The organism is Stenotrophomonas thermophila, from assembly GCF_001499715.1.
In the GTDB taxonomy this organism is placed as follows: domain Bacteria; phylum Pseudomonadota; class Gammaproteobacteria; order Xanthomonadales; family Xanthomonadaceae; genus Stenotrophomonas; species Stenotrophomonas hibiscicola.
In genome coordinates this window covers 19,168-45,595 of the sequence record NZ_CVIW01000063.1, presented here as the reverse complement: position 1 = coordinate 45,595, position 26,428 = coordinate 19,168, and the positions used below count along the sequence as shown (strand labels likewise).

Below are 26,428 nucleotides of genomic sequence, written 5' to 3'. Positions count from 1 at the left end.
GGGCCGTGGCGCCGCCCGTGCGATGCTGTGACCCATGAATACGGTGATCGATCCCGGGCGCTGGGAAGGCAGCGTCGCTGCCGCCCGTGCGCAGCAGCTGCAACTGGCGGGCCGCGTGGAGCGCCAGGACCGCCTGCCACGCAACGTGCGCTGGCTGGCCGGGATGGATGTCGGCTTCGAAGACAACGGCGCCATCACCCGCGCCGCGGCGGTACTGCTGGACGCGGAAACGCTGAAGCCCATGGCGCAGGAGATAGCGCGCATCCCCACGGTGATGCCCTACATCCCCGGCCTGCTCAGCTTCCGCGAACTGCCGGCACTGCTGGCCGCATTGGCGCTGCTGCCGCGCGCGCCGGACCTGATGTTCGTCGATGGCCACGGCATCAGCCATCCGCGCCGGCTGGGCGTAGCCGCTCACCTCGGTGTGGTAACCGGCCTGCCGAGCATCGGCGTGGCCAAGTCGAAACTGGTAGGCCGGTTCGTCGAACCGGGCGCCGAAGCCGGAGCACATACGCCGCTGCTGGATGGCGCTGAACAACTGGGCTGGGTATTGCGCAGCAAGCTGCGCTGCAAGCCGCTGTTCGTGGCCGGCGGCCATCGGGTCAGTGCGGATACCGCGCTGGCCTGGGTGCAGCGCACGCTGCGTGGTTACCGGCTGCCGGAGCCGACCCGGCTGGCCGATCGGCTGGCGTCCCGACGGGACGAATGACCTTCGCTGCTCTGGACAGATGCAGCCTGCGCGGTCGCGTTGGGACGATTGGGCAGAGTCGACTGTCGGTCGACTCTCGCGCACAGCGCGGGCTTTGTCGCAGCCTCGAGAGAGCAGTCGACCAACAGTCGGCTCTACCAAGGCGGATTCGTCCAATCGGTTTTGTCCGACCGTTTTCACCCGGCCGGATTCACCCGATCCGCGTGACGGCATACCCCGTTCAACGATGCACGTGGCCGCGATGGCCCTGCGCATCCTCACCGTGGTCGTGGCCTTCATGGCCCTCGTGTCCGCCGCCTTTGGCCGGCGTCGGCTCGCCACAGGCTTCGCCACAATGGTCCGCTTCAATCTGCAGTGTGACGTGCTCGATACCGAAGTCATCATGCAGCCGCCCGCCCAGCTCGCGGCGCAGCGCATCGGCATCGGTGCCGTCGCGCATCACGATGTGTGCGGTCAGCGCCGGCGTGCTCGAGGCCAGCGCCCACACGTGCAGGTCATGCACATCCAGCACTGCAGCATGGCCGGACAGGCTGTCGCGCACCTTCGCAACGTCCGTGCCCTTGGGCACGCCTTCCAGCAGCACGTTGATCGCCTCACGCATCAGCACGTAGGTACGCGGCAGCACCCACAGGCCGAGCAGCACCGCCAGAATCGGGTCGATCGGCTTCCATCCGGTCCACTTGATCAACAATGCGCCAGCAATCACTGCCACCGAGCCGAGCATGTCGGCCCACACTTCCAGGTAGGCGCCCTTCACGTTGAGGCTCTCGCCGCTGCCGGCCTGCAGCAGGCGCATCGAGATCAGGTTGATGACCAGGCCCGCCGCAGCAATCACCAGCATGCCGGAGGAGGCGATCTCCTGCGGCTGGCGGAAGCGGCCGATCGCCTCCCACAGGATATAGGCGGCCACCACGAACAGCATGGCACCGTTGATCATCGCGCCCAGCGCTTCCAGCCGTGCATAGCCGTAGGTGCGGCGCGCGTCGGGCGGGCGCCGGCTCAGCCGCACCGCCACCAGCGCGATCATCAGCGCCAATGCGTCGGTAGCCATGTGCGCGGCATCGGACAGCAGCGCCAGGCTGTTGGTCCAGAACGCGCCCACCACTTCGACGACGAGGAAGGTGGTGGTCAGGCCGAGTGCCCACCACAGGGGTGTCTCGTGGCGGATCTGGGATGGCAGGTGGTCGTGGTCGTGGCCCATGGCAACAGCTCCTTTGCGATGCGGTGCAGGCTACGCGGTGCCGGCGGGGGAGACTATTACGATGTTTATAACATTGCAGGCCACACGAGCCCTCCGGGCATGGCCCGGCGAGGGCTGCAGACCGACGACCGCCTGCGGTCAGAAGCCGAAGCGCAGGCTGGCCCAGTATGCGCGGCCCGGCTCGTTGTAGGTCGCCGCCCCGGCATCGCTGCTGTTGGCCTCGCGGAACAAGCGCTTGTCGGCCAGATTGTTCACTCCGAAACCGAAGCTGACCGTCTCGGTCACCTTGTAGCGCGCGCTCACGCCCCAGATGTTGTACGCGCCACGATCCTGCAGCGCGATCGATGCATCACAGCTGCCAGTGCAGCGCGGGTCGTTGTTGATGTTGGTCGTGGCCGGTTCCTGCCTGCCGTAGAAGGTGCCGGTCAGCAACACGGACAGCCTGTCGGTGGCCTGCCAGTCCAGCATGGTGTTGATCGTGTACTTCGGAATCACCGACAGCGGCTGATGCGTGGTCTTGTTCTCGTTTTCCACCATGTAGGTGAAGTTGTTGCTCCACTTCAGGCGGTTGCCCTGCTCGCCCAGCAGCGGAATGACCAGGTTGCCTTCCAGCCCCTGCACGATCGCCTTCGGCGCGTTCTCCCAGCGGAAGATGCGGCCCTTGGTGTCGGCGGTCAACCCGATCTGGGTGTATCCGGCCTGGATCTTGTCCTTGTAATCGTTGTGGAAGTAGGTCAACGACGCCTGCCAGCCGCTCTGCGGTGCCCACTCGATGCCCAGTTCCTTGTTCAGGCTGGTTTCCGCCTTCAGGTCCGCGTTGCCGCGCATGTAGCAACCAGCGCCCAGGCTCGGCAGCGCATTGGGGCAGCCGTTGCCGCGGGTGTAGTAGAGATAGTCCGGATTCGACTGGTACAGGTTCGGCGCCTTGAACGCGCGGGCAATGCCGCCCTTCACCACCCAGTCGCTGTTGATGCGGAACTGCGCATTGAGGCTGGGGCTGGTGTTGTTGCCGAACTGGCTGTGGTGGTCGAAGCGCAGGCCCGGGGTAACGATCCAGCGCTCGCCCAGGTAGATGTTATCTTCCACGAACGCCGCCGTGGTCTGCGCGTCGGCCTTGCCCCGCGCACGGTCGGCCGACAACCCTGGAATACCGCCGCCGCTGCTGCTGGACTGGCTCATCGAATACGGATCGGTCAGGCGGCTGTCCAGGTATTCAAAGCCGAGCGTCCAGATGTTCTCTGCGCCGCCCAGCGCGGTCGGGAAGCTCACTTCGCCATCCAGCTGGTAGTTGCGCAGGCGCGAGGTAGACCAGTCGGTGCCGTTGAAGCTGCCTTCCGGGCCACCGGCCAGGCCTTCATTGATGCGCGAGTTGTTGACCGCCTCGACTGCGGCCGTCACCCGCGAAGTGACATCACCCCAACGGCCGCGGTGGGTGACCGCACCGGTGTTGCGGTACATGCGGTTGGTCTCCGCTTCGCCCTCGGCCAGTGCCGCCAGATCGACGCCGGTCGAGGTACCGGTGGTGCTGACGGCGCGGTCGCCGGCGTAGATGTTGCCCTGGCGGCTGGTGCCGGCTTCGAACTCCACCACCTGGTTGGCGGTCACGTCCCAGCGCAGCAGCGCGTTGACGTCGCGGTTCTTGACACCCTCGCGGCCGGCTGGCGGCACCGCGTTCGGATTCGTCGCGTACCGGCGATTGAGGTCCAGCGAATCGGCGTCGGTCCTGTTGAGATTGCCGTACAGGCGGAACGACAGGGTATCGGTCATCGGCCCGCTGAGCTGCAGGCCGACGCGCTCGCTGCCACCTTCGGCGCTGTGTTCGGGCACCAGCCCGTACAGGTCGACCGCACCGGTCAGGTCGCCGGTCGGGCGCTTGGTGATGATGTTGACCACGCCGCCGGAAGCACCGGAGCCATAGCGTGCCGCCGCCGGGCCGCGCAGCACTTCGATGCGCTCGATCATTTCCGCCGGCACCCAGTTGGTGTCGCCGCGGGTATTGCGCTCGCCGCTGCGCCCCATGCGCACGGCATCACGCGCACCGACGCGCTTGCCATCGACCAGGATAAGGGTGTTTTCCGGGCCCATGCCACGCAGGTCAATCTGGCGGTTGTTGCCGTACTGGCCCGAGGCGCTGTTGCCGGTGAGGTTGACGCCCGGCATGGTGCGCAGCAGTTCGGCGATGTCGTTGGCCGGTGGGCGCCTGGCGATGTCCTCGGCGGTGATGGTCGAGGTACCCAATGCCTGGCGCGCGATCTGCGAGGCGGTGACGTGCACCGTGTCGATATCGGTGGCGTCGGTCTCGGCCCGGGCGGCCAGGGCGTTGCCCGCCAGCAGGGCGGCAACGGCAAGCGCCAGCGGGCGCGGCGAGAGGACAACGGCAGGAGACATGATCTGGACCTTCTGGCAGGGCTACGGGGCCTCTGGCAAAGGGCTTGAGGCAACGACAAGGGGGGAGGCGGAGCGTCGCTGCAGTCGCCTGCGGCCCGATCCGTGCGTACATTCTCCCATCAATGCGAGTGATTCTCAAATGCGTTCACTCATTGCCGCAGGGGCACGGATGTGCTTTGCGCACCGTGCAACGCTGCACCACGCGTAAACTGGCCGGCTAACCCGCCATCAACCGCACGCCGCCACGGCCGATACCCGTGGTTTGTCGTACGCAGTCAGAGATCGACGTGGAAACACCGCAACTGGACGATGCCAGCCAGCCGCTGGCCGAAGCCTGGCAGCACTGCCTGCAACAGGCTGGCCCTGCCGCCACCGCGCTGCTCAAGGCCGCTGCCACCGATGCCCCAGCCGTGCTGGCACAGCGCTTTTACGAAGTGCTGCTGCAGGATGGGCGTGCACGCCGCTTCCTGTCCCACGACCAGGTCAAGCAGCGCCTGCAGCCGGCCATGCAGCGCTGGCTGGTGCAACTGCTGACCACTGATCGCGACAGGATCGCCAGTGCCGTGGCCTCGCAACGGGTGATCGGCGATGTGCATGCCCGGGTCGGCATTCCGGTCGACCTAGTCACCCGCGGCGCGCGTGTGCTCAAGCACGAGCTGTTCGTGCGCCTGCGCGACGACGCACCCGACAGTGCCACCGCGTTCGCCGCCATCGACTGCCTCAGCGCGATCATGGACATCGCCATGGAAGGCATGACCCTGGCCTACACCCATGCGCGCGAACGATCCACCCGTGCCGATGCGGCCTACCGGTTGTTCTCGCTGGTGCAGAACGTCAGCACCGAGCGCGAGCGCCAGCGCGCCCTGCTGCTGGACTGGGAAAACGCACTGCTGTACGCACTGGCCGGCCACGTGCAGGCCGGCGAAAGCGCCAGCCTGGCGACCTCGGAATTCGGCCTGTGGTTCACCCACAAGGGCATCCCCAGCTTCGGCGAGAGCAGCGAAACCCAGCAGGTCGGCCAGCTGATGGCCCGCATCGACGGGAACCTGCGACAGGCAAGCAACGATGTCCCGGCGCAGCGGCTGGGGGTGCTGCCGGTCATCCGCGAGGATCTGGCCGCCATCCGCACCCTGATGACCCTGCTGTTCGAGCGCATCGGCGAACTGGATGCCGGCAGCGATGCGCTGACCAACCTGCTCAACCGCCGGTTCCTGCCGACCGTGCTGCGCCGGGAAATCGAGCTGGCCACGCGCAACGGCACGCCGTTCTCGCTGCTGCTGCTCGACCTGGATCACTTCAAGGCGATCAACGACGGCCACGGCCACGATGCCGGCGACCGCGCGTTGCAGCACGTGGCCGGCCTGCTCGGCCAACTCACGCGGGGCAGCGACTACCTGTTCCGCTATGGCGGCGAAGAATTCGTGGTGGTGCTGGTGGCCGCCAGCGAGTCACAGGCCTCGGTGATCGCCGAGAGCCTGCGCCGGCAGATCGCGCAGTCGCCAGTGGCATTGGCCAACGGCCAGGTTCTGTCGCTGACTGCCAGCATCGGCGTGGCCGGCCATGATGGCCACCCGGACTACGAACGGTTGATGGCACGTGCCGACGCGGCGATGTACGAGGCCAAGCGCAGCGGCCGCAACCGCGTGGTGGTGGCCAGCGCGGACCTGCAGGAAGCCCCGGGGCGGCGTGCACTGCAGCGATGACGACAGGACAGGTAGAGTCGACCGCTGGTCGACTATCGCGCGCAGCGCGGGATTTTTCGCACGCGGGGCGAAGAGCAGTCGACTGACAGTCGACTCTACCGACAGTCGACTCTACCGGTTCGCGCGCCAGCCGATGCGTTGAACGCCACCACCCACCATGCTGCCCACCACAGCAGCGTCAGCAACGCGATGCCCGCCCCCAGCAGGCACACTGCGGGCCAGCCATGCCGCACCTGCATCCAGGGCCCCGCCGCCGCTCCCGCACCGCTGCCCACCGCATAGAACAGCATGTACAACGCCACCAGGCGCCCATGCTGTTCTGCCGGTGCACGCAGCAACAATGCCTGGTTCGAGACATGGAGTGCCTGGCCGCCGAGGTCGAGCACGACCACACCCAGCAAAAGCAAGGACAGCGAACGCGGCAGGCCCAGCAGCGGCCACCACGCGACCAGCATCAACAACAGCGCGCCGAGGCTGACCCGATGCGCGAAACCACGGTCCATCCAGTGTCCGACCCGCGCCGCCATCAGCGCACCGACCACGCCGGCCAGGCCGAGCGCGCCGATGGCTGCGGTCGACCAGTGCAGTGGCGGTGCCGACAGCGGCAAGGGTGCCGCCGCCCAGAACACATTGAGGCCGGCAAACAGCAGCAATGCCAGCGGCCCGCGCTCGCGCAGCGTTCGATCGCGGCGCAGCATGCCCAGCATCGAGCCCAGCAGCTCGCGCCAGCGTGGAGGGACCGCCGGCACCGGTGCTGCGGGCAGGCGCCGCCACAGCAGCGCCGCCAACGCTGCCATCACCACCGCTGACAGCAGGTAGACCCTCTGCCAGCCAAAGGCCGCCGCCACCGTACCGGACACCACGCGCGCCAGCAGCAGGCCGATGAACACGCCGCCCTGCACCACACCGACCACGCGACCGCGCTGCTCGGGCGGTGCCAGCATGGCGGTATAGGCAATCAGGCCCTGGGTCAGCGCGGTGCCCAGCAAGCCTGCCAGCAGCATGCCAGACAACAGCCAACCGGCCGTGCGTGCCGCTGCCAGCCACAGCAGGGCCGCCACCAGTGCAGCCAACTGCAGCCGCAGCAGGCGCCGCCGGTCACCGCGATCGGCCAGCGGCAGCAACCCGAGCAATGCAAGCACGCTGCCGGCCTGGGTTGCCGCCAACACTGCGCCCGCCACGGCACGGTCCAGTGCAAAGGCCTGTGCCAGCCGATCCAGCAGCGGTTGCGCGTAATAGACGTTGGCCACGCTGGCGCCGGCCGCGACCGCGAGCAGGGTCAGCAATGGGCGGGACATCGATGCGCTCATGATGTAGTTGCAATTTGAAACTTGATGCAGGCTATCGCCATTGGTTTTAAACTGCAACCACATTCGGAGATACCCAGCATGCACGCCGACAGCCCCTGCCCTGTAGCCCGCAGTGCCGACCTGCTCGGTGACCGCTGGGCATTGCTGGTGATCCGCGACGCCTTCGACGGCATCACCCGCTTCGGTGATTTCCAGCGCAGCCTCGGCGCGGCGCGCAACATCCTCAGCGACCGCCTGCGCCGGCTGGTCGAGGCCGGCATCCTGCAGCTGCAGCCAGCCTCCGATGGATCGGCCTACCAGGAGTACGTGCTCACCGCCGCAGGCCTGGAACTGTTCCCGCTGCTGGTCGCACTGCGCCAGTGGGGGGAGCGCCATCGCTTCGGTGCAGGCGAAGCCCATTCGCAGCTGATCGAATTGGCGACGCGGCGGCCGCTGCCCTACATGCAGCCGCGCGGGCGCGATGGCCAGCCGCTTCAGCCCACTGCCACCCGCGTGCGCAAGCTCAAGGACGACGGGCGCGACACCTGATCCGCCCATTCGCGCACACCACGATCCGGCCGCGCCGGTTAGCATCGGAGGTTTCCGCCGCCGGACGCCGCCGATGCCGCGCTGTCGCCCTTCCCTGCTGACCGCCCTGCTGTTGCCGCTGCTGGCCTGCCCCACAGCAGGCACGCAGGCCCGTGAGGTTGCCGCGCCCGCCGACCACGTACAGGCCGATGGCCCCTATGTGTTCCGCCAGGGCGACCAGCTGGAGGCCAAGTGGATCTGCGACGACAAGGTCGAGTCGCGCACGCTGGCCATCAACACGACGGGCACCGATATCGCGCCGCGCTGTGGCTACGAGCACACCGTACATGTGGCCGCGCCGAATGCACCTTCGATTTCCGTGCTGCCGGCTGCACCGCGCATCGTCGCGCTGTCGGACATCCATGGCCAGTACGGCCTGCTGGTGCGCCTGCTGCGCGCCAACAAGGTGATCGATGCGCAGGACCGCTGGGCGCTGGGCACCGACACCCTGATCATCGCCGGCGATGTGTTCGACCGCGGCCCGCAGGTGACCGAGGCGTTCTGGCTGCTGTACGGCGTGCAGCAGCAGGCGGCCGCCGGTGGCGCCGTGCACTTCGTGCTCGGCAACCACGAAACCATGGTGCTGTACGACGACCTGCGCTACGTCAACCCGAAATACCTGCGCAGCGTCCAGCTGCTCGGTCGCAGCTACCCGCAGCTGTATGGCGTCGACTCGGTGATCGGGCAGTGGCTGCGCACCCGCCCGGTGCTGCTGAAGATCGGCGATACCCTGTTCCTGCACGGCGGCATCTCGCCCGAGGCGGTGCAGCTGGCGCTGGACCCGGCACGCACCAACGCGGCCTATCAGGCCTCGCTGGGCCTGCCCAAGGCCGAAGTGAAGGCCGACCCGGCCACGGCACCGCTGTATGACAGCAAGACCAGCCCGATCTGGTACCGCGGCTATTTCGATGGCCGCCTCGACACCGCGGGGGTACAGGCCGTGCTCGACCGCCTGCAGCTCACCCGCATCGTGGTCGGCCACACCTCGATGCCGCACGTCAGCAGCTTCCACGGCGACCGCGTGATCGCCATCGACAGCAGCATCAAGAACGGCGAGAACGGCGAACTGCTGTTCATCGAGGATGGCAAGCTCAGCCGTGGCCTGCTGGATGGCTCCCGGGTACCGCTGGCGCCGGGTGAGCCGGGGCTGCAGGACTGAATGGAGGGACAGCGCGACGGTGCCGGGAGGTGCCGACGCGCTCCACCTGCAGCCGGTTTGCGGCTACCCTCGGCAGCCGAGAGGCCCACCCCGTCCATCCGGTGGGCCTGACCGTTACAGGAGCCCCGCGCATGCGCGTTCTGATTGCTGAAGACGACCCGGATATCGCCTCGGGCCTGTGCGCCTCGCTGCGTCGGCAGGGGCACGTGGTCGACCACGTCGACAACGGTGCGCACGCCGATGCAGCACTGGGCTCGACCCAGTACGCACTGCTGGTGCTGGACCTGGGGCTGCCGCAACTGGATGGCCGCGACGTGCTGCAACGACTGCGCCAGCGCGGCGATGGCCTGGCGGTGCTGGTGGTGACCGCGCGTGACGGCCTGGCCGAGCGCGTGCGCGTGCTCGACCTCGGCGCCGATGACTACCTGGTCAAGCCGTTCGCACTGGACGAATTCGAAGCCCGCGTGCGAGCACAGCTGCGCCGGGTCACCAGCAATGGCAATCCGGACCTGCGCGTCGGCCGCTTGCGCCTGGACCTGGCCGGGCACCGCGTCTGGATCGACGACCAATCACTTGAACTGACCGCACGCGAGTTCGGCCTGCTGTCGGCGCTGGCCGTTCGCGCCGAGCGCATCGTATCGCGCGCGCAGTTGGTGGAAGCGCTGTGCGACTGGGGCCAGGACCTGACCGACAACGGCCTGGACATCGCCCTGCACCGCCTGCGCCGCAAGCTGCAGCCCGGCGGCATGGGCATCCGCACCGTGCGCGGGCTGGGCTACATGCTGGAAGACGCGCAGGACGACAGCGCCCCGTGATCAGTGGACCGCCCAGCCTGCGCCGGCGCCTGCTTGCCTTCCTGGCGCTGCCGATGCTGGCCCTGCTCACTTTCAATACGATCCTGGCCTACTACGTTGCGCTGGACTACTCCAACCGCATCCACGACCGCAACCTCATCGACGACACGCACTCCTTCGCGCAGATGCTGAGCGGCATGCCGGTGACCAGCGAGCTGTCACCGCAGGCGCGCTTCCTGATCGAGTACGAGCCCGACGGCCATCGCTATTTCAACGTCGACAGCAGCCGCCAGGGGACACTCAGCGGCAATGCCGATTTCAGTGCCTACGCGCCTTCGCAGGAATGCACCGGCGTGGACCCCACCCTGTACGACGGCATTCTCAACGGCCAGCCGGTGCGCATGGCCACCGTCTGCACGCGTGCGATGAACGATCCGCAGGACCAGCTGGCGGTGACGGTGGCCGAAAGCATGGCCGAACGACGCCAGCGCGCGCGAGAGATCCTGATGATCATCATCCCGCTGATGACCATGCTGGCGCTGGGCACCGCCGCGCTGGTCTGGTTCGGGGTGACCCATGGCCTGCGCATCCTGACCCCGCTGAGGACCCGCCTGGCACAGCGCCGCGGCGAACTGGCGCCGATCTCCGACGCCGACGTGCCGGAGGAGATCCAGCCGCTGATCAGCACCATCGACGATCTGTTTGCCCGCCAGGCGGAAATGATCACCCTGCAGAACCGTTTCATCGCCGACGCCGCGCACCAGCTGCGCTCGCCGTTGGCCGGCATGGCCCTGCACGTGGACCAGGCACTGGCGCATGGCGACCCGGACACGGTGCGCGAGGCACTGCAGCACATCCGCCGGCTCAACCAGCGCACCGCGCGGGTCAGCACCCAGCTGCTGGCGCTGAGCCGGGCGCAGACCGTGCCCGATACCGTGGAGGCACTGGACCTGTGCGAACGGGTGCCACAGTGGGTCGGCATGCGCGTGCCCGAAGCGATCCGCGACGGCATCGACCTGGGCTACCTCGGCAGTCCCCACCCTCTGCGCGTGCTCGGCAACGGTGCCCAGCTGCAGGAGGCACTGGACAACCTGATCGACAATGCGCTGCGCTATGCCGGCCGCGGTGCGACCGTCACCGTCGGCGTGCATGCGCTGGATGACAATGACGTCGAACTGTACGTGGAGGACAACGGACCCGGCGTACCCGAGGAGCTGATGCCACGATTGGGCGAGCGCTTCTTCCGCGCCCCCGGCACCACTGCCAGCGGGACCGGCCTGGGCCTGGCCATCGCCCACGAAGCGGTGGAACACTTCGGCGGCCGCCTGAGCTTCCTCAACCGGCCCGGTGGTGGACTGAAGGTCGCCATCTCGCTGCCGCTGCTGAAGGCATCCTGACCCGGCCGGGACGCTGAAAGGCTGGCGAAAATCGCGCTTGCGATCCTGACCCTCCCCACTGCCGTCCCGGAGCCGCCAGGTGACCGAATCGCACGACTTCTTCCTCCCCGGTGGCCGCCAGGGCGTGCTGCTGGTCCATGGCCTGACCGGTACCCCGGCGGAAATGCGCATGCTGGGCAAGGGCCTGAACAACGCCGGCTTCACCGTACACGGCGTGCAGCTGCCCGGCCATTGCGGCAGCGTGGATGACCTGCTGGCGACCACCTGGGAACAGTGGTACCAGGGCGTGGAGGATGCGGCGGCCACCCTGCGCGGCAAGGTCGACCAGCTGTTCGTGGGCGGCCTGTCGATGGGCGCGGTGCTGTCGCTGGCACTTGCTGCCCGACGACCGGACTGGGTGTCCGGCGTCGGCGTATATGGCGCCACGTTCCGCTACGACGGCTGGAACATTCCCGCCGTCGCCCGCCTTTCGTTCCTGTTGCCTTGGTTCAAACGCTTCAACATCGGCCGCGACCGCATGTTCATGGAAGAACCGCCGTACGGCCTTCGCGACGAGCGCCTCCGTGCGCAGGTCAGCGCCGCCATGCTGTCCGGCGACAGCGCCGCCGCCGGCCTGCCGGGCAATCCCTGGCACGCGCTGGCCGAGATGCGTGCGCTGAGCAACTGGACCCGCCGCCACCTGCACCAAGTCACCGCACCATGCCTGGTGATGCACGCCCGCGAGGACGACGTGGCCAGCATGGGAAATGCCGAACTGGTGATGTCGCGGGTCAGCGGCCCGAAGGAACTGGTGGTGCTGGAGGACAGTTACCACATGATCACCATCGACCGCGAACGTCGAGAGGTGATCCGCCGCAGCGCGCGCTTCTTCGCCGGGATCGGCGAACGCAGCGGCGCGCTCAAGGCGGTGGCCTGAGATGGGGGCACTTGCCACGCTGTTGTGGCTGGCCAATGTGGTACTCGATACCGGTGGCCAGCTCGCCTTCAAGGCCGCCGCCAGCGATCCGCAGGAGGGTGAGGGACTGCAACGCTGGAAACACATGCTCAGCCGCCCCTGGTTGTGGATCGGCATCGCCTGCTACGTGCTTGAGTTCGTCGCCTGGATTGCGTTCCTGTCGCTGGTTCCATTGTCCAAGGGCGTGCTGCTTGGCTCGATCAACATCGTCGCGCTGATGATCGCCGGCCGCGTCCTGTTCCGCGAAAAGCTCACCCCGCTGCGGGTAACCGGCATGCTGCTGGTCACCGCAGGCGTGGCGGTGGTGGGGGCCGGCTCATGAGGCGCCTGTATGTAATCGGCTTCCCGCTGCTGATGGCCTTCGACACACTGGCCCAGCTGTGCTTCAAATATGCCGGCGACGCCGCGCTGCCGGTCGAGGCCAACACGGCGTGGCTGCTGCGCGTGCTGTCGCAGCCGTGGGTGTACGGCGCCATCCTCGGCTACGTGGGGGCGTTCTTCACCTGGATGAGCCTGCTGCGGCATGCGCCGATCGGTCCGGCGTTCGCGGCTTCGCACCTGGAAGTGATCAGCGTGCTGCTGCTGTCGGCGTGGCTGTTGAACGAACCGCTGACCCTGCATCATCTGCTTGGTGCGGTCCTGATCGTGGCCGGCATCGTCTGCCTGGGCCGTGCCGAAGCGGACGACCCGCACAGCCCCGCCGCAAGCACGCCATGAGCGCGTTGCGATGAACCTGTTCGCGCGCGAACTGCCGCCCACCGCCGGCCTGCCGATCCGGGCTCGCGACTTCCTTCCCGGTGGCGGTGACCTGCGCGAAGTACTGGCGGGCCAGCTGGGTACACCGCCGCTGCAGTTGACCTGCTCCGGTACGCACGCGCTGCTGATCGCGCTGCGCACGCTGCGCAAGCGCGCGCCAAAGCGCGACACAGTGATCATGCCGGCCTACACCTGCCCGCTGGTGCCGATCGCGGTGCACAGCCTCGGCCTGCGCGTGCAGCTGTGCGATACCCGGCGTGGCCATTTCGACTTTGATCCGGCACAGCTCTCGCGCCTGGCCGACGCACGGACGTTGGCGATCCTGCCGACCCACCTGGGCGGGCGCATCGCCGATGTCGAACAGGCCTGCGACATCGCACGCGGCGCCGGCACCCAGGTCATCGAAGATGCCGCACAGGCGCTGGGTGCCCGGATCGGCAACAGCAGCGTCGGCCTGCGTGGCGACATTGGATTCTTCAGCCTCGCTGCCGGCAAGGGGCTGAGCCTGCACGAAGGCGGCCTGCTGGTCAGCCGCGATGACGAGCTGCGCGCCGCGCTGGCCGAACATGCCGCCGAACAGGTGCGTTCCAGCCTGCGCTGGGAGCTGCTTCGCAGCGTGCAGCTGCTCGGCCTTGCCGCCTGCTACCGGCCCTCGCTGCTGTCGCTGGTGTACGGCAATCCCCTGCGCAACGCGCTGCAGCGCGGCGACCTGGAAGAAGCGGTCGGTGACATTTTCCCGCTGGACATACCGCAGCACCGGGTCAGCCACTGGCGGCAGAACATCGGTGCCAACGCGGCGCGGCGGCTGCCTGCGTTCCTGCAGGCTGGACGACTGCGCGCATTGCAGCTGCGCGTGCAGTTGGCACAACTGCCGGCGGTGGAGGTGGTTGACGGCCTGGCCGGTACCGGCGGCACCTGGCCGATGCTGATGCTGTTGATGCCCAGCCAACGCGCCCGTGATGCCGCACTGGACGCATTGTGGCCGCGCGGCCTTGGTGCCAGCCGCATGTTCATCCATGCCCTGCCCGACTACGCCTACCTGCGCGGCATCGTGCCGCAGGACGACATGCCGAACGCGCGCGACTTCGCCGCACGCATGCTGACCCTCGGCAACAGCGCCTGGCAGACCCGTGAGGAAACCGCGGAGATCCTGCGGGCGCTGGCCGCTGCGCAGCGCTGAAACCGCGGTTTCCAAGGCATTACGCCCGTTCAGCAAGCGCGATTCCTGAACACTTTCCCCAGCCTGCGGTGCAGGCTTTCAACAGGAAAGGAACACGAAAGGCGGCCTGCCTACATTGAGCCTGCCCCGGCATCGTGCCGGACGCTTCTTTCATCGACGGACCTGCCCATGCGCTGGAGCATCCTGTGTGACTTCGACGGCACCATCAGCCTGGAAGATGTCATCGACTCGCTGCTGGAAAAGTACGGCCAGCCGGGCTGGCAGGAACTGGAAGAGCAGTGGAAGTCGGGAAAGATCGGCTCGCGTGAATGCATGCATGGCCAGGTCAGGCTGCTGAAGCTGGACCCGGCCACGCTCGACGCCCACCTGGACCAGGTACAGATCGATCCGGGCTTCGCCGCCTTTGTCAGCCGCGCCGAACAACTGGGCGTGCCGCTGCGCATCGTCAGTGATGGCCTGGACTATGCGATCCACCGCATCCTCGCCAACCACGGTCTGTCGCGACTGCCGGTGGTGGCCAACCACCTGCGCTGGTGCGGGGACCACTGGGAACTGGAATCGCCCTACCAGGCCGAAGGTTGCCGCAGTGGCACCTGCAAGTGCACCTGCGGTGCGCAGGCGCGCGCCAACGAAGCACCGCGCGTGCTGATGATCGGCGATGGCAGCTCGGACTTCTGCGTCTCTGAAGACGCCGACTTCGTGTTCGCCAAGCGCCGCCTGATCACTCATTGCACGAAGGCCGGCATCGCGCATGCCGCCATCGACACCTTCCACGATGCAGTCGCGCTGCTGCCGCGCCTGTTCGATGGCAGCCTGCTGCAGCCACGTCATTTCGACGCCAGCCCGCAGCCCATCGTACTGCCCCTGCTGGCCACCGCCTGAGCACTCCCTTCCAGACACGCTCCCCGTTGCCCCCTTTCGAACGTCCTTCACGGAACCGAACTGCATGAACATTTTTGACAAGAACGCCGACGCCGCTGCCTCCGATGCGCAGCTGCTGGCCGACGAAGCCCGCTACAGCTCCTTCGGCGATACCGTCCATTACGTCGACCCGCCGAAGATCTTCCAGCGCGGCGAAGGCAGCTACATGTTCGACGGTGCGGGCGTGCCCTACCTCGATCTGCAGATGTGGTACTCGGCCTGCAACTTCGGTTACAGCAACAAGCGCCTGAACGACGCGCTGAAGGACCAGATCGACACCCTGCCGCAGGTCGCCAGCCAGTACCTGCACCCGACCCGCGTGCAGCTGGCCAAGACCATTGCCGTGGACATGCACGAGAAGTTCGGCCTCGACGGCCGCGTGCATTTCAACGTCGGCGGCGCGCAGGCCATTGAAGACTCGCTGAAGATCGTGCGCAACGCGCGTGGCGGCAAGAGCCTGATGTTCGCCTTCGAGGGCGGCTACCACGGCCGCACCCTGGGCGCGTCGTCGATCACCTCCAGCTACCGCTACCGCCGCCGCTACGGCCACTTCGGCGAGCGCGCGATGTTCATCCCGTTCCCGTACCCGTTCCGCCGCCCGAAGGGCATGACCCCGGACGAGTACTCCGACCACTGCGTGTGGCAGTTCGAGCGGCTGTTCGAAAGCGAGTACAACGGCGTGTGGGATCCCAAGGTCGGCCAGGCCGAGTACGCCGCGTTCTACGTCGAGCCGATCCAGGGCACCGGCGGCTACGTCATCCCGCCGCGCAACTTCTTCACCGGCCTCAAGCGCGTGCTGGACAAGTACGGCATCCTGATGGTCGTCGATGAAATCCAGATGGGTTTCTGGCGCACCGGCAAGCTGTGGTCGATCGAGCACTTCGGCGTGACCCCCGACGTGCTGGTGTTCGGCAAGGCGCTGACCAACGGCCTGAACCCGCTGTCGGGCCTGTGGGCGCGCGAAGAGCTGATCAACCCGACCGTGTTCCCGCCGGGCTCCACCCACTCCACCTTCAACTCCAATCCGCTGGGCACCCGCCTCGGCCTGGAAGTGCTGAAGCTGGGCAAGGAAATGGATTACGAGCGCACCGTGCCGGAGAAGGGCGCGTACTTCCTCGACGGCCTGCGTGGCCTGCAGAAGCGTCACCCGGAGATCGGCGACGTCGACGGCCTGGGCCTGGCGCTGCGTGCGGAAATCTGCCAGGCCGACGGCTACACCCCGAACAAGGAGCTGCTGGACCGCATGGTCGACATCGGCCTGGCCGGTGACCTGCTGCACGACGGCAAGCGCATGGGCCTCGTGCTCGACGTGGGCGGCTGGTACAAGAACGTGATCACCTTCGCGCCGTCGCTGGACATCAGCTACGAAGAGATCGACCTGGCGATCACCCTGCTTGACCAGGCGCTGACCAAGGCCAAGGGCTGAGTTCGATGCGCAGCCGGTTCCCGTGCCGATGGAGATGACGTCACGTGCATCCAGCACCGCGCTGGAACCGGCCGCGCTGCTGGAGGGCTTCCTGGCCCACCCGCCGCTCGGTTTCGAGGCAGGCCGCCTTCCCAGCGGCCTGCCGACCTTCCGTGCACCACTCGACCTGACCACCACGATGGACGACGTGCTGCGCAGCAAGCTGCTCGGCCTGCCGCTGTCGCGCCTGTGGCGGCCGTGGATCACCTGGAAGACGCGCTTCGTCGGTGCCACCAGTACCGAGTACACCCCGCTGCCGGCACACGTCGCGCCGGAGGCACTGGCCGAGGACGTGACGCGTCACGCGATCGGCGATACCCGGCTGCTGGTGGTGAAGGATCTGGCCATCGATTCACCGTTGCTGGACGACGCGGCCAATGCGCACAGCGCTACCTTCCTGCAGGCATTGCTGGCGCGCGGCTTCGTTGAACTGGAAGGCATGCCACTGGCCTGGGTGGCGATCGATTTCGATTCGATCGATGGCTATCTCGGCCGCCTGTCGTCCTCGCGCCGCAAGAACATCCGGCGCAAGCTGCGCTCGCGCGGTGAGCTGCAGATCGACTGCATCGCCACCGGTGATCCGGCCCTGGCCGACCCACAGCTGCAGGCCGAACTGTATGCGCTGTACCTGGGCGTGTATGCGCAGAGCGCGGTGCACTTCGACCAGCTCGACCTGCCCTACCTGCAGCACCTGCTGGCCGACAGCCAAGGCCAGGGCCGCATGTTCCTGTACCGCCACCAGGGCCATCTGATCGGCTGGAACCTGTGCTACGTGCATGCGGGCAAGCTGGTGGACAAATACATCGGCCTGGCCTATCCGCAGTCGCGCGAGCATAACCTGTACGCGGTCAGCTGGATGCACAACATCGAGTACGCCCTGCAGCACGGCCTGAGCCACTACGTGGCCGGCTGGACCGACTCGCGCATCAAGGCCGAACTGGGTGCGCGCTTCACCTCCACCCGGCATGCGATCCATGCCCGTTCCCCGCTGCTGCGTGCCGCCCTTCGCAGGCTGGCCCCGTACCTGCAGGGCGAACCTGATGGAGGCGGTTGAACGATGCCGGTGCGTTCGCCGCTGATCCTGGACCTGGACGGTGGCGTGCTGCCGCTGCCCCGGGCGCAGATCCTGGCCCTGCCGCAGTGGCACGATCCGCTGCGCTTCGCCTGCAGCAATGCCACCCTGGACCGTTTCGCCGCCGAAGTGCTGGCACCGCTGCCGGCCCAGCTCGGCACGGTGATGCTTGGCAGTGGTGATTTCCATCATCTCAGCCTGCCGCTGCTGCGCCGCATGCGCGCGCAGGCGCCGTTCCAGCTGGTGGTGCTGGACAACCATCCGGACAACATGCGTTTCCCCTTCGGCATGCACTGCGGTTCCTGGGTGAACGCGGCCAGCAAGGTGCCGCAGATCTCGCATGTCCATGTGCTGGGCATCACCTCCAGGGACATCGGCCTCGGCCACGCCTGGGAGAACCACTGGCGCCCGCTGATGGGCGGGCGCCTGACCTACTGGTGCATGGATGTGGACGTGGGCTGGGGCCATCGCCTCGGCATGGGCCACGCCTTCCGCCGCTTCGAGCACCCCGAAGCCCTGGTGGCCGCGTTCGCTGCCGAACAGGCCACGTCCCCGCAGCCGACCTACCTGTCGATCGACAAGGATGTATTCGCCGAGGACGTTGCGCGCAGCAACTGGGACCAGGGCCGCTTCCAGCTGGAACACGCACTGGTGGTGATCGAAGCACTGCGCGCCGGTGGCCTGGTCGGCAGTGACATCACAGGCGAAGTGTCGCTGGCCAACTACCAGAGCCGCTTCAAGCGCTGGCTGTCGTCGCTGGATGGCCAACCGGACATCAGCGCCGATGATCTTCCTGTCTGGCAGGCGCGTCACCAGCAGGTGAACCGCGAACTGCTGGCGGCAATCGCCGCCACACCGACGGCCTGCTGACCGCGTCGGTAATGCCGGCCGTTGGCCGGCGTGGCTTCGGTAGTGCCGGCCGCTGGCCGGCAACCTCGTTGTTCCCGGGCTCACAGGAATGCCGGCCAGCGGCCGGCACTACACTGGGCTCCTGCCCCCAAGAGCCGCCGCCATGCCCCAGACCGTGATCCCGCAACTGCGCATGCGCCACGCCGATACCACCCTGCCGTTCTACGTTCAGGGGCTGGGTTTCGTGGTCGACTGGGAACACCGCTTCGAACCAGGCTTCCCACTGTTCGCCCAGCTCACCCGCGACGGCCAGACGATCTTCCTCACCGAGCACAGCGGCGATTGTGAAGTCGGCGGCGCGGTGTACTTCATCGTCGACGACGTCGACGCCCTGTACCGCGCTTTCAGCGCCGCCAACGTGGCGATCGAGCAGCCGCCGCATGACACCGACTGGGGCAGCCGCGAAATGCTGCTGCGCGACCCCGACGGCAACCGCCTGCGCTTTGCCACCCACCTGGACTGAACGACGCCGGCTTGAGATGGATATACGAAACATATACGCTTCGTATATTCACCACTCCAGGACCGCCCATGGGCATCGTCAACATCGATGACACCCTGCACGACCAGTTGCGCCGTGCCTGCACCGTTTCCAGCCGCTCGATCAACGCCCAGGCCAATTTCTGGATCCGGGTCGGCATGCTGTGCGAAATGAACCCCACGCTGAGCTTCCAGGACATCGTCGCCAGCGAGCTGCGCGCGGCCGGTGTGCAGCCGCCGCTGCTGGCGCCAGGTCAGGCCTGAGTCCATGGGCATCATCAAACGGCCGGAAGAAGTTGAGCTGATGGCCGAATCCGGGCGCCTGCTGGCGCAGGTGTTCGCCGCGCTCGACCGGTTGCCGCTGCAAGGACGCAGCACGATGGAGATCAACGACTTCGTCGAGCGCATGATCGTTGACGAGCTGCAGGCGCGGCCGGCCAGCAAGGGCCAATACGGCTTCCCGTATGTGCTCAACACCTCGATCGACAACGTGATCTGCCACGGCGTGCCCAGCACCACCGACGTGCTGCGCAACGGCCAGATCGTCAACCTCGACATCACCCTGGAGAAGAACGGCTACATCGCCGACTCCAGCACCACCTACCTAGTGGGCGAGGTCGACTACGCCGCGCGCAGGCTGGTTCAGGCTACCTACCAGGCGATGTGGAAAGGCATCGCCGCAGTGCGCCCCGGCGCGCGCCTGGGCGACATCGGCCACGCCATTGCCCGCCACGCGCGCAGCCACGGCTACAGCGTGGTGAAAGAGTACTGCGGCCATGGCATTGGCCAGGAGATGCACGAGGAACCGCAGGTCCTGCACTACGGCCATCCCAACACCGGCCTGGTGCTGGAAGAAGGCATGGTGTTCACCATCGAGCCGATGCTCAACCAGGGCAAGCCGGCCATCCGCCAGCAGCCGGACCAATGGCCGGTCTACACCCGCGACGGCAAGCTGTCGGCGCAGTTCGAGCACACGGTGGCGGTAACCCGCAACGGCGTGCGCGTGCTGACCCTGCGCCCCGGCGAAGCGCCACTGTGCGCGGTGGACGCGGCCTAGAGCGGGCGCACCAGCAACAGTGTCGCCAGGCAGAACATGAAGACCGCCACGGCGGCATCCAGCACCCGCCAGGCACCTGGCCTGCGGAACACCGGCTGCAACAGTCGCGCGCCATAGCCCAGCGCGCAGAACCACGCCACGCTGGCCAGGCACGCCCCGGCGCCGAAGGCCCAGCGCAGGTCACCCGGATAGCGCGTGGACAGGCTGCCGAGCAGCACCACGGTATCCAGGTAGACGTGCGGATTGAGCAGGGTGAAGGCCAGGCAGGTCAGCAGCACCTGGCGCGCACTGCCGGCCTGCGCCTCGGCGGCGGCCAGTACGCTGCCACCGCGCCACGCGCGCAGCCCGGCCTGCACGCCATACCAGAGCAGGAACGCCGCGCCACCGAAGCGCAGCACCTGCAGCAGCAGCGGCCACTGCAGCACCAGTGCGCCCATGCCGCCCACGCCGGCCAGGATCAACGCGATATCCGCGCCGGCGCAGGCCAGCACCACCCTGCCCACGTCCCGCTGCTGCAGGCCCTGGCGCAGCACGAAGGCATTCTGCGCACCGATGGCAATGATGAGGCCGGCGCCTGCGAACAGCCCGGCAGCGAAAGCGGTGATCCACATCAGGAACGGGCCAGGCAGCAGGCGGACGCGCAGGGTGCGGCCGATGGCCACCTTCAGGCAATCTTGTTTTTCTTTATCCTGTACAGAAAAACTGAAGAGGCGCCGGCGTGGACCTGGTACATCCGCAACTGTCCGCATTCGCTGCCGTGCTGGAAGAAGGCAGCTTCGAGGCTGCGGCACGCCGCCTGTCGATCAGCCCGTCGGCACTGTCGCAACGGATCAAGGCACTGGAAGACCGGCTCGGCCAAGTGCTGCTGGTGCGCCAGGCCCCGTGCCGGCCCACCGCCGCCGGTGAGGCGCTGCTGCGCCGCGTGCGACCGATGCAGGCGCTGGAAGCCGAGGCCCTGGCCGAGTTGCTGCCCGAACGCGGCAGCGACGCCGGACGCAAGCCGATCCCGCTGGCGGTCAACGATGACTCGCTCGATACATGGTTCGTGCCGGCCGTCGCCGACCTCCACCAGCGCCATGGCTACCTGTTCGACCTGCGCATGGACGACCAGGACCACACCCTGCAACTGCTGCGCGATGGCAGCGTGCTCGGCGCGGTCACCGCCGAAAGCCAGCCGGTGAAGGGCTGCAACGTGTACCCGCTCGGCGCCATGCGGTACCAAGCGATTGCTTCGCCCAGCTTCGCCCGCCAGTACTTCAGCGACGGCATGCAGGCTGCGGCACTGGCGCGCGCACCGATGCTGGTGTTCAACCGCAAAGATGAACTGCAATGGCGCTTCGTGCGACGGCTGACCCGCGCCCGCCTGCAGCCGCCGCTACACTACCTGCCCTCCTCCACCGGCTTCGTCGAAGCCGCTGCGTGCGGACTCGGCTGGGGCATGGCCCCGGAATCCCTGGTCGCGCCCGCCGTGCGCGCCGGCCGCGTGGTGGTACTGGAACCCCGCCGCTGGCTCGATGTGCCACTGTACTGGCAGCATGCCGCCGTGCGCTCAAGCACGCTGCAGCACATCACCCAGGCGCTGCGCACTGCGGCCAGCGGCACCCTTCGTTGAGGACGAAACGATGACCGCAGACCCGGGCTTCACGCCGCGCGCACTACCGTTTGCGCACTTCTTTACCACTGGGACGGCATGGGCGTGATCGGCCGACGTACAAGGATGCACCGCGCGAAGGCCGCACTGGCGCTGGCAGCCTGCCTGCCATTCGCGGCACCCGCGCAGACCACCAGCGACGCACCGGCATTGGACTGGGAACAGGCACGGCAACGCCTGGAGCAGGTCTCCGATGCGTTGGCCGCTGCCGATGCCGCCGTGCGCAACAAGCAGGACCTGCAGGACGCCACCCGGCTGCTGCGCCTGCCGGAGATCACCGGCGAAGTGCGCCGCCTGCAGTTCCAGAAGACGCTCACCCTGCCGCTGGGCTCACTGGCGCCGGTGGCTGAAGCCTTCGGCATCGATTCGCCGCTGTCGTTCACCGAGCGCGACTGGCGCACCCGTCCAGTGGTCACCGCAGTGTTGCCGCTGTACACCGGCGGCGTGATCCCGGCCGCGCAGCGTGCGGCCAGTGCCGCCCACGAACAGGCCAGCGCAGAGCGCGAAGCACAACGCCAATCGCTGACCGTGCAGCTGGCCCAGGCCTACTTCGGGCAGCGCCTGGCCGAGCAGGCGGTGGACGTGCGCCGCGATGTGCGCGATGGCCTCAACCGCCACCTGTCCGACGCAGAGAAGCTGGAACGCGAGGGTTTCGCCACCCGCGCCCAGCGCCTGCAGGCCACCGTGGCCCGCGATAAGGCCGAGCGTGAGTACCAGAAGACAGTGAACGACCTGGCCACGCTCAAGGCCGCACTGGCCACGCTGCTGCGCAGTGGCGGCGAGGTGCAGCCGGTATCGCCGCTGTTCGTGCAGCGTGCGCCGCTGGAACCGGTTGCCAGCTTCGAGCGCACCGCGCAGGCACGGCAACCGCAGATCGCGCGCCTGCGGGCCATGGTGGCGCAGGCCGAACAGGGCGTGCGCGTGCAGCAGGCCAAGTTGAAGCCACAGATCTTCGCGTTCGGCCAGTATGACTTCCGGCGCCGCGACGAGATGCTGACCGATCCGGACTGGGCGTTCGGCATCGGCCTGAAGTACACCTTCCTGTCGCCGAACTCGCGGCCGGCGCAGATCAGCGCTGCGCGTGCGCAGCAGGACCAGGCCGAAGCCGGCCTGCGCGAGGCCGAGAACCAGGTTGCGCTGGGCGTGCGCAAGGCCTGGAACGAGCTGGAAACCGCGCGCCAGCAGTTCGTGCTGCTCGACAGCAGCATCGCCCAGGCACAGGAAAACCTGCGCCTGCAGGAGCTGGCGTTCCGCGAAGGCCAGGCCACCTCGCTGGATGTGATCGACGCGCGGCTTGGCCTGGGCGGCGCCCGTGTCGAGCGCGCACAGGCCGCCTACCAATACGATATTGCGCTGGCACAGTTGCTGGAGGTCAGTGGACAGATGGACCGTTTCGAAGACTTCCGGCGGCGTGCGGACGAGGTGATCGACCATGAGTGATGTGCTGCACGACGATGCGACGACGCCCCCGGGCAAGCGCCGGTTGGGACCGATCCTGGTGGTGGTGCTGCTGGTCGTGGTGGTGCTCGGCCTGTGGCTGGCCTGGCGCAGCCCTGGCGATCAGATCCAGGGCATGGCCGATGCGGACACGATCAACGTGGCCGCCAAGATCACCGCGCGCGTGGCCGAACTGAAGGTGCGCGAGGGCGACCGCGTACAGGCCGGGCAGGTGCTGTTCCTGCTCGACAGCCCCGAAGTGGCCGCCAAGGAACAGCAGGCGCATGGCGCATTGGCCGCTGCGCAGGCGGTGGCCGACAAGGCCGACGAAGGCGCGCGCAGCGAAGACATCCGCGCCGCCGAAGCGAACTGGAGGCGCGCCGAAGCAGGCGCGACGCTGGCCGAAGCGACCTACCAGCGCGTGCAGAACCTGTTTAACGAAGGGGTGATGACCCGGCAGAAGCGCGATGAAGCGCATGCCCAGGCCACCAGTTCGCGCGAACTGGCCCGCGCCGCCCGCGCGCAGTACGACATGGCACTGGCCGGGGCCCGAGAGCAGGACAAGCGCGCGGCGCAGGCCCAGGTGCAGCAGGCGCAGGGCGCGGTGGCCGAAGTCAACGCGGCGCGTGCCGAAGTGGAGGGACGCGCGCCGGTGGCGGGCGAGATCAACAAGCGCATGGCCGACCCGGGCGAACTGGTGCCGGCCGGCTACCCGGTGTTCACCCTGGTCGACATCGACCGCATGTGGGTGGCGATGAACCTGCGCGAATCGCAGATGCAGGGCCTGAAGGTCGGCAGCAAGCTGAAAGGCAGCGTGCCGGCGCTCGGCCAGGACGGCGAGTTCGAGGTCTATTTCATCAACCCGGCTGGCGACTATGCGACCTGGCGTACCACCCGCCAGTCGTCCGGCTACGATGTCCGCAGCTTCGAGGTGCGGGTGCGCCCGGTACGCCGCATCGAGGGCTTCCGCCCTGGCATGAGCGTGCTGTTCGCATGGCCCCAGCACTGAGCCCCGGCCAGGCTGGCTTCTCCGCTTCCTGGCGGCGCGAGCTGCGGTCGCTGCGCGGCAACCGCGCCGACCTGATGCTGATCACCCTGCTGCCGCTGCTGATGCTGGCGGTGATGGCATGGATGTTCACGCCCTCGGTGATGCGCGATATCCCGATCGCCGTGGTCGACCTCGACCACAGCAGTGACAGCCGCCTGCTGCTGCGCATGCTCGACGCCAGTCCCGGCGTGCGCGTCGCCAGCCAGCCGATCGATCTGGAAGAAGCACGTTCGCAGCTGCGCAGGCTGGATGTGTTCGCGATCGTGCTGGTGCCGCGCGATGTCACCCGGCAGGCGCTGCGTGAGCGCCAGGGCACGGTGTTTGCCTATTACAATGCCACCTACATGACCACCGGCCAGTCGGCGTCGCGCGACATCGGCGACGCGGTTTCCGCATGGAACGCACGCCTGCTGCGCGAGCGCATCGGCCTGCAGGTCGGCCCGGGCAAGCTGCGCGCGGCGCCGATCGCGGTGCAGTCGGACATTCTGTACAACCCGGCGCGCAGCTACGAGCTGTTCCTGCTGCCACTGATCTTCCCGGCGGTGCTGTCACTGGTACTGGCACTTGCGGTGGCCGGCAGCCTCGGCCGCGAGATCCGCGATGGCACCCTGCCCGCCTGGCTGGGCCGCACGCCGTGGTCGGCGATTGCCGGCAAGGTCGCGCCGTACCTCCTGCTGTTCTCGGTGTATGGCGCGCTCGGCATCGGTTACCTGGCATGGCTGCGTGGCGACGGCGTGGCCGGCAGCGTACTTCTGCTGCTGCTCGCGCAGCCGTTGTTCTACCTGGCCACCGCCGCCTACGCGCTGTTCTTCGTCGGCGTCACCCGCGACATGGGCACCGCACTGTCCGCGGTGGGCCTCAGCATCGGCACCGCACTGGCGTTCTCCAGCGCCACGTTCCCGGTGCTGGACGGGCCGTTGTTCACCCGCATCTGGCATCAGCTGCTGCCATTGAGCGCCTACATCAAGCTGCAGACCCAACAGCAGTTCATCGGCTCGCCGCTGCAGGTTTCGGCATGGCCGCTGGCTACGCTGCTATTGATGACGGTGGTGGCCGGGGGCATCGGCGGGCTGCGCCTGATCGCCTTTGCGCGTACCCCAGAAGCCGCACAGCCGGCGGGGGGCGACGCATGAGCGTACTCTGGCGCAGCCTCCGGCAGACCCTGATGGCGGTCCTGTGCGACCGCTACGCGATCGTGGTGATGGTCGGCGCAGTGATCCTGTACTCGTTCTTCTATCCGGCCGCCTACCGGCACCAGGTGGCCAGCAACCTGCCGGTGCTGGTGGTGGACGAAGACCACAGCGCGACCAGCCGCGAGCTGCTGCGCAAGCTCGACGCACTGCGCGTTGCGCGCGTGGTCGGGCAACCGGCGGACGTCGACAGCGCACGCCGGCAGCTGGAAGCCGGCCAGGCCGAGGGGATCGTCGTGATCCCGGCCAATCTGGAGCGCGACATCCTGCGCGGCCATCCAGCCAAGCTGGTACTGCTTGGCAACGGCGCCTACCTGGGCCGCGCCAGCTGGGTGCTGGGCAGCGTAGCTGACGCGCTGGGTGCGTTCGGGCGTGATGCCGTGGTCGGCCAGGCCGCCTTCATGGGTGCACCGCAGGCCCCGCCGGTCACGCTTGTGCAGCGTCCGCTGTACAACACCCAGGAAGGCTATGGCAGCGCGATCGTGCCCGGGGTGGCCGAGCTGATCGTGCACCAGACGCTGTTGATGGGCATCGGCGTTCTGCTCGGCGGCCGCCGCCTCGCACTGGGCCGGCGCCTGCGCTTCGACCTGCCGACGCTGGCCGGCATGGCGTTGGGCTTCGGCCTGATCGGACTGTTCGGCCTGTTCTGGTACGCCGGTTTCACTGCCTGGGCGCAGGACTACCCGCGCGGCGGCAACCCGATAGGCCAGCTGCTGGGCGGCACCTTGTTCATCGCCGTCACCGTGGCCTTCGGCCTGTTGGTCGGAAGCTTCTTCCGCACCCGCGAGCGCGCCTTCCAGTACATCGTCGCCACCTCGATCCCGCTTTTTTTCCTGGCCAACCTGTCGTGGCCGGCGGTGATGACGCCGCAACCGCTGGTCTGGCTGGCACAGCTGCTGCCCACCACCTCGGGCATCAACCTGATGGTGCGCCTGAACCAGATGGACGCCCGCCTGACCGACGTCAGCCACGAACTGATCACCCTCACCCTTCTGCTGCTGCTTTACGGCAGCCTTGCCGCCTGGCGCCTCCTGGCCCGAAAAGGGGACGGAGGGGATTAAGTCGCAGGCAACCTGTTC

General features: G+C 67.7%; 26 protein-coding genes. 22 read left to right on the top strand and 4 right to left on the bottom strand.

The genetic code is table 11. The features are described from left to right. Nucleotides 1–34 precede the first annotated feature (34 nt). A complete protein-coding gene (nfi, locus tag BN1263_RS18775; RefSeq protein WP_058983340.1) occupies nt 35–709 on the top strand; it encodes a deoxyribonuclease V in 675 nt (224 codons plus the stop codon). 220 nt (nt 710–929) lie between these two features. Here nfi and BN1263_RS18770 read toward each other — a convergent pair whose 3' ends face one another. Both BN1263_RS18770 and BN1263_RS18765 read right to left on the bottom strand, forming a co-directional pair. Further along, nucleotides 930–1,910 carry a cation diffusion facilitator family transporter gene (locus tag BN1263_RS18770; RefSeq protein WP_058983337.1) on the bottom strand — a complete coding sequence of 327 codons (981 nt, stop codon included), beginning with the start codon at nt 1,908–1,910 and terminating at the stop codon, nt 930–932. 138 nt (nt 1,911–2,048) lie between these two features. Beyond that, nucleotides 2,049–4,298, bottom strand: coding sequence for a TonB-dependent siderophore receptor (locus tag BN1263_RS18765; RefSeq protein WP_058983336.1), 2,250 nt, complete (start codon nt 4,296–4,298; stop codon nt 2,049–2,051). Between the two features lie 287 nt (nt 4,299–4,585). On the opposite strand from BN1263_RS18765, the gene BN1263_RS18760 reads away from it, so the two are divergent. Beyond that, nucleotides 4,586–6,001 (top strand): GGDEF domain-containing protein, encoded by a 1,416-nt coding sequence (locus tag BN1263_RS18760; RefSeq protein ID WP_058983333.1) that lies wholly within the window; start codon nt 4,586–4,588, stop codon nt 5,999–6,001. A gap of 95 nt (nt 6,002–6,096) precedes the next feature. Here the strand turns inward: BN1263_RS18760 and BN1263_RS18755 are convergent, their stop codons facing one another. Then, nucleotides 6,097–7,299, bottom strand: coding sequence for an MFS transporter (locus BN1263_RS18755; protein WP_448226392.1), 1,203 nt, complete (start codon nt 7,297–7,299; stop codon nt 6,097–6,099). 90 nt (nt 7,300–7,389) lie between these two features. Between BN1263_RS18755 and BN1263_RS18750 the strand changes: the two genes are divergently transcribed. The 15 genes from BN1263_RS18750 (at nt 7,390) to map (ending at nt 20,023) form a co-directional block, all read left to right on the top strand. After that, nucleotides 7,390–7,839 (top strand): winged helix-turn-helix transcriptional regulator, encoded by a 450-nt coding sequence (locus tag BN1263_RS18750; protein ID WP_005408672.1) that lies wholly within the window; start codon nt 7,390–7,392, stop codon nt 7,837–7,839. A 73-nt stretch (nt 7,840–7,912) separates the two neighbouring features. Then, nucleotides 7,913–9,037, top strand: coding sequence for a metallophosphoesterase (locus BN1263_RS18745; RefSeq protein ID WP_058983329.1), 1,125 nt, complete (start codon nt 7,913–7,915; stop codon nt 9,035–9,037). A 131-nt stretch (nt 9,038–9,168) separates the two neighbouring features. Further along, nucleotides 9,169–9,852: a response regulator gene (locus BN1263_RS18740; protein ID WP_019659189.1), complete on the top strand. Its 684-nt coding sequence runs from the start codon at nt 9,169–9,171 to the stop codon at nt 9,850–9,852. After that, nucleotides 9,849–11,228, top strand: coding sequence for a sensor histidine kinase (locus tag BN1263_RS18735; RefSeq protein ID WP_019659190.1), 1,380 nt, complete (start codon nt 9,849–9,851; stop codon nt 11,226–11,228). Before BN1263_RS18740 ends, BN1263_RS18735 begins: the two co-directional genes overlap by 4 nt. Nucleotides 11,229–11,307: 79 nt before the next feature. Then, nucleotides 11,308–12,144 (top strand): alpha/beta hydrolase, encoded by an 837-nt coding sequence (locus tag BN1263_RS18730; protein WP_019659191.1) that lies wholly within the window; start codon nt 11,308–11,310, stop codon nt 12,142–12,144. 1 nt (nt 12,145) lies between these two features. Beyond that, the gene (locus BN1263_RS18725) at nt 12,146–12,505 is read left to right on the top strand and encodes an EamA family transporter (RefSeq protein ID WP_058983328.1); all 360 of its coding nucleotides are present in this window, start codon (nt 12,146–12,148) and stop codon (nt 12,503–12,505) included. Then, nucleotides 12,502–12,900: a DMT family transporter gene (locus BN1263_RS18720; RefSeq protein ID WP_058983325.1), complete on the top strand. Its 399-nt coding sequence runs from the start codon at nt 12,502–12,504 to the stop codon at nt 12,898–12,900. Before BN1263_RS18725 ends, BN1263_RS18720 begins: the two co-directional genes overlap by 4 nt. 10 nt (nt 12,901–12,910) lie before the next feature. Further along, on the top strand, nt 12,911–14,119 hold the full coding sequence (locus BN1263_RS18715) for a DegT/DnrJ/EryC1/StrS family aminotransferase (RefSeq protein WP_058983323.1): 1,209 nt from the start codon (nt 12,911–12,913) through the stop codon (nt 14,117–14,119). Nucleotides 14,120–14,287: 168 nt separating this feature from the next. Then, nucleotides 14,288–15,001 carry an MtnX-like HAD-IB family phosphatase gene (locus BN1263_RS18710; RefSeq protein WP_058983321.1) on the top strand — a complete coding sequence of 238 codons (714 nt, stop codon included), beginning with the start codon at nt 14,288–14,290 and terminating at the stop codon, nt 14,999–15,001. A gap of 64 nt (nt 15,002–15,065) precedes the next feature. Next, nucleotides 15,066–16,466 (top strand): aspartate aminotransferase family protein, encoded by a 1,401-nt coding sequence (locus BN1263_RS18705; protein ID WP_005408663.1) that lies wholly within the window; start codon nt 15,066–15,068, stop codon nt 16,464–16,466. A 28-nt stretch (nt 16,467–16,494) separates the two neighbouring features. After that, on the top strand, nt 16,495–17,559 hold the full coding sequence (locus BN1263_RS18700) for a GNAT family N-acetyltransferase (protein WP_058983319.1): 1,065 nt from the start codon (nt 16,495–16,497) through the stop codon (nt 17,557–17,559). Nucleotides 17,560–17,562: 3 nt separating this feature from the next. Continuing rightward, complete coding sequence (locus BN1263_RS18695; RefSeq protein WP_058983317.1) at nt 17,563–18,447, top strand: arginase family protein; 885 nt, start codon at nt 17,563–17,565, stop codon at nt 18,445–18,447. 142 nt (nt 18,448–18,589) lie between these two features. Further along, a complete protein-coding gene (locus BN1263_RS18690; RefSeq protein ID WP_058983315.1) occupies nt 18,590–18,949 on the top strand; it encodes a bleomycin resistance protein in 360 nt (119 codons plus the stop codon). 68 nt (nt 18,950–19,017) lie between these two features. Then, nucleotides 19,018–19,230, top strand: a complete 213-nt coding sequence (locus BN1263_RS18685) for a ParD-like family protein (RefSeq protein ID WP_019659200.1) — start codon at nt 19,018–19,020, stop codon at nt 19,228–19,230. Between the two features lie 10 nt (nt 19,231–19,240). Continuing rightward, a complete protein-coding gene (gene map, locus BN1263_RS18680) occupies nt 19,241–20,023 on the top strand; it encodes a type I methionyl aminopeptidase (protein WP_186008994.1) in 783 nt (260 codons plus the stop codon). Here the strand turns inward: map and BN1263_RS18675 are convergent. Next, a complete protein-coding gene (locus tag BN1263_RS18675; protein ID WP_058983460.1) occupies nt 20,020–20,634 on the bottom strand; it encodes a LysE/ArgO family amino acid transporter in 615 nt (204 codons plus the stop codon). The two genes, map and BN1263_RS18675, sit on opposite strands and share 4 nt — an antisense overlap. 107 nt (nt 20,635–20,741) lie before the next feature. Between BN1263_RS18675 and BN1263_RS18670 the strand changes: the two genes are divergently transcribed. From BN1263_RS18670 to BN1263_RS18650, 5 genes are all read left to right on the top strand, one after another. After that, nucleotides 20,742–21,635, top strand: a complete 894-nt coding sequence (locus BN1263_RS18670; RefSeq protein ID WP_058983313.1) for a LysR family transcriptional regulator ArgP — start codon at nt 20,742–20,744, stop codon at nt 21,633–21,635. A 78-nt stretch (nt 21,636–21,713) separates the two neighbouring features. After that, on the top strand, nt 21,714–23,114 hold the full coding sequence (locus BN1263_RS18665; RefSeq protein ID WP_058983311.1) for a TolC family protein: 1,401 nt from the start codon (nt 21,714–21,716) through the stop codon (nt 23,112–23,114). Beyond that, complete coding sequence (locus BN1263_RS18660; RefSeq protein ID WP_058983309.1) at nt 23,107–24,120, top strand: HlyD family secretion protein; 1,014 nt, start codon at nt 23,107–23,109, stop codon at nt 24,118–24,120. Before BN1263_RS18665 ends, BN1263_RS18660 begins: the two co-directional genes overlap by 8 nt. After that, nucleotides 24,105–25,292: an ABC transporter permease gene (locus tag BN1263_RS18655; RefSeq protein WP_058983307.1), complete on the top strand. Its 1,188-nt coding sequence runs from the start codon at nt 24,105–24,107 to the stop codon at nt 25,290–25,292. Before BN1263_RS18660 ends, BN1263_RS18655 begins: the two co-directional genes overlap by 16 nt. Beyond that, nucleotides 25,289–26,410: an ABC transporter permease gene (locus BN1263_RS18650; RefSeq protein WP_058983305.1), complete on the top strand. Its 1,122-nt coding sequence runs from the start codon at nt 25,289–25,291 to the stop codon at nt 26,408–26,410. Before BN1263_RS18655 ends, BN1263_RS18650 begins: the two co-directional genes overlap by 4 nt. Nucleotides 26,411–26,428: the final 18 nt, after the last annotated feature.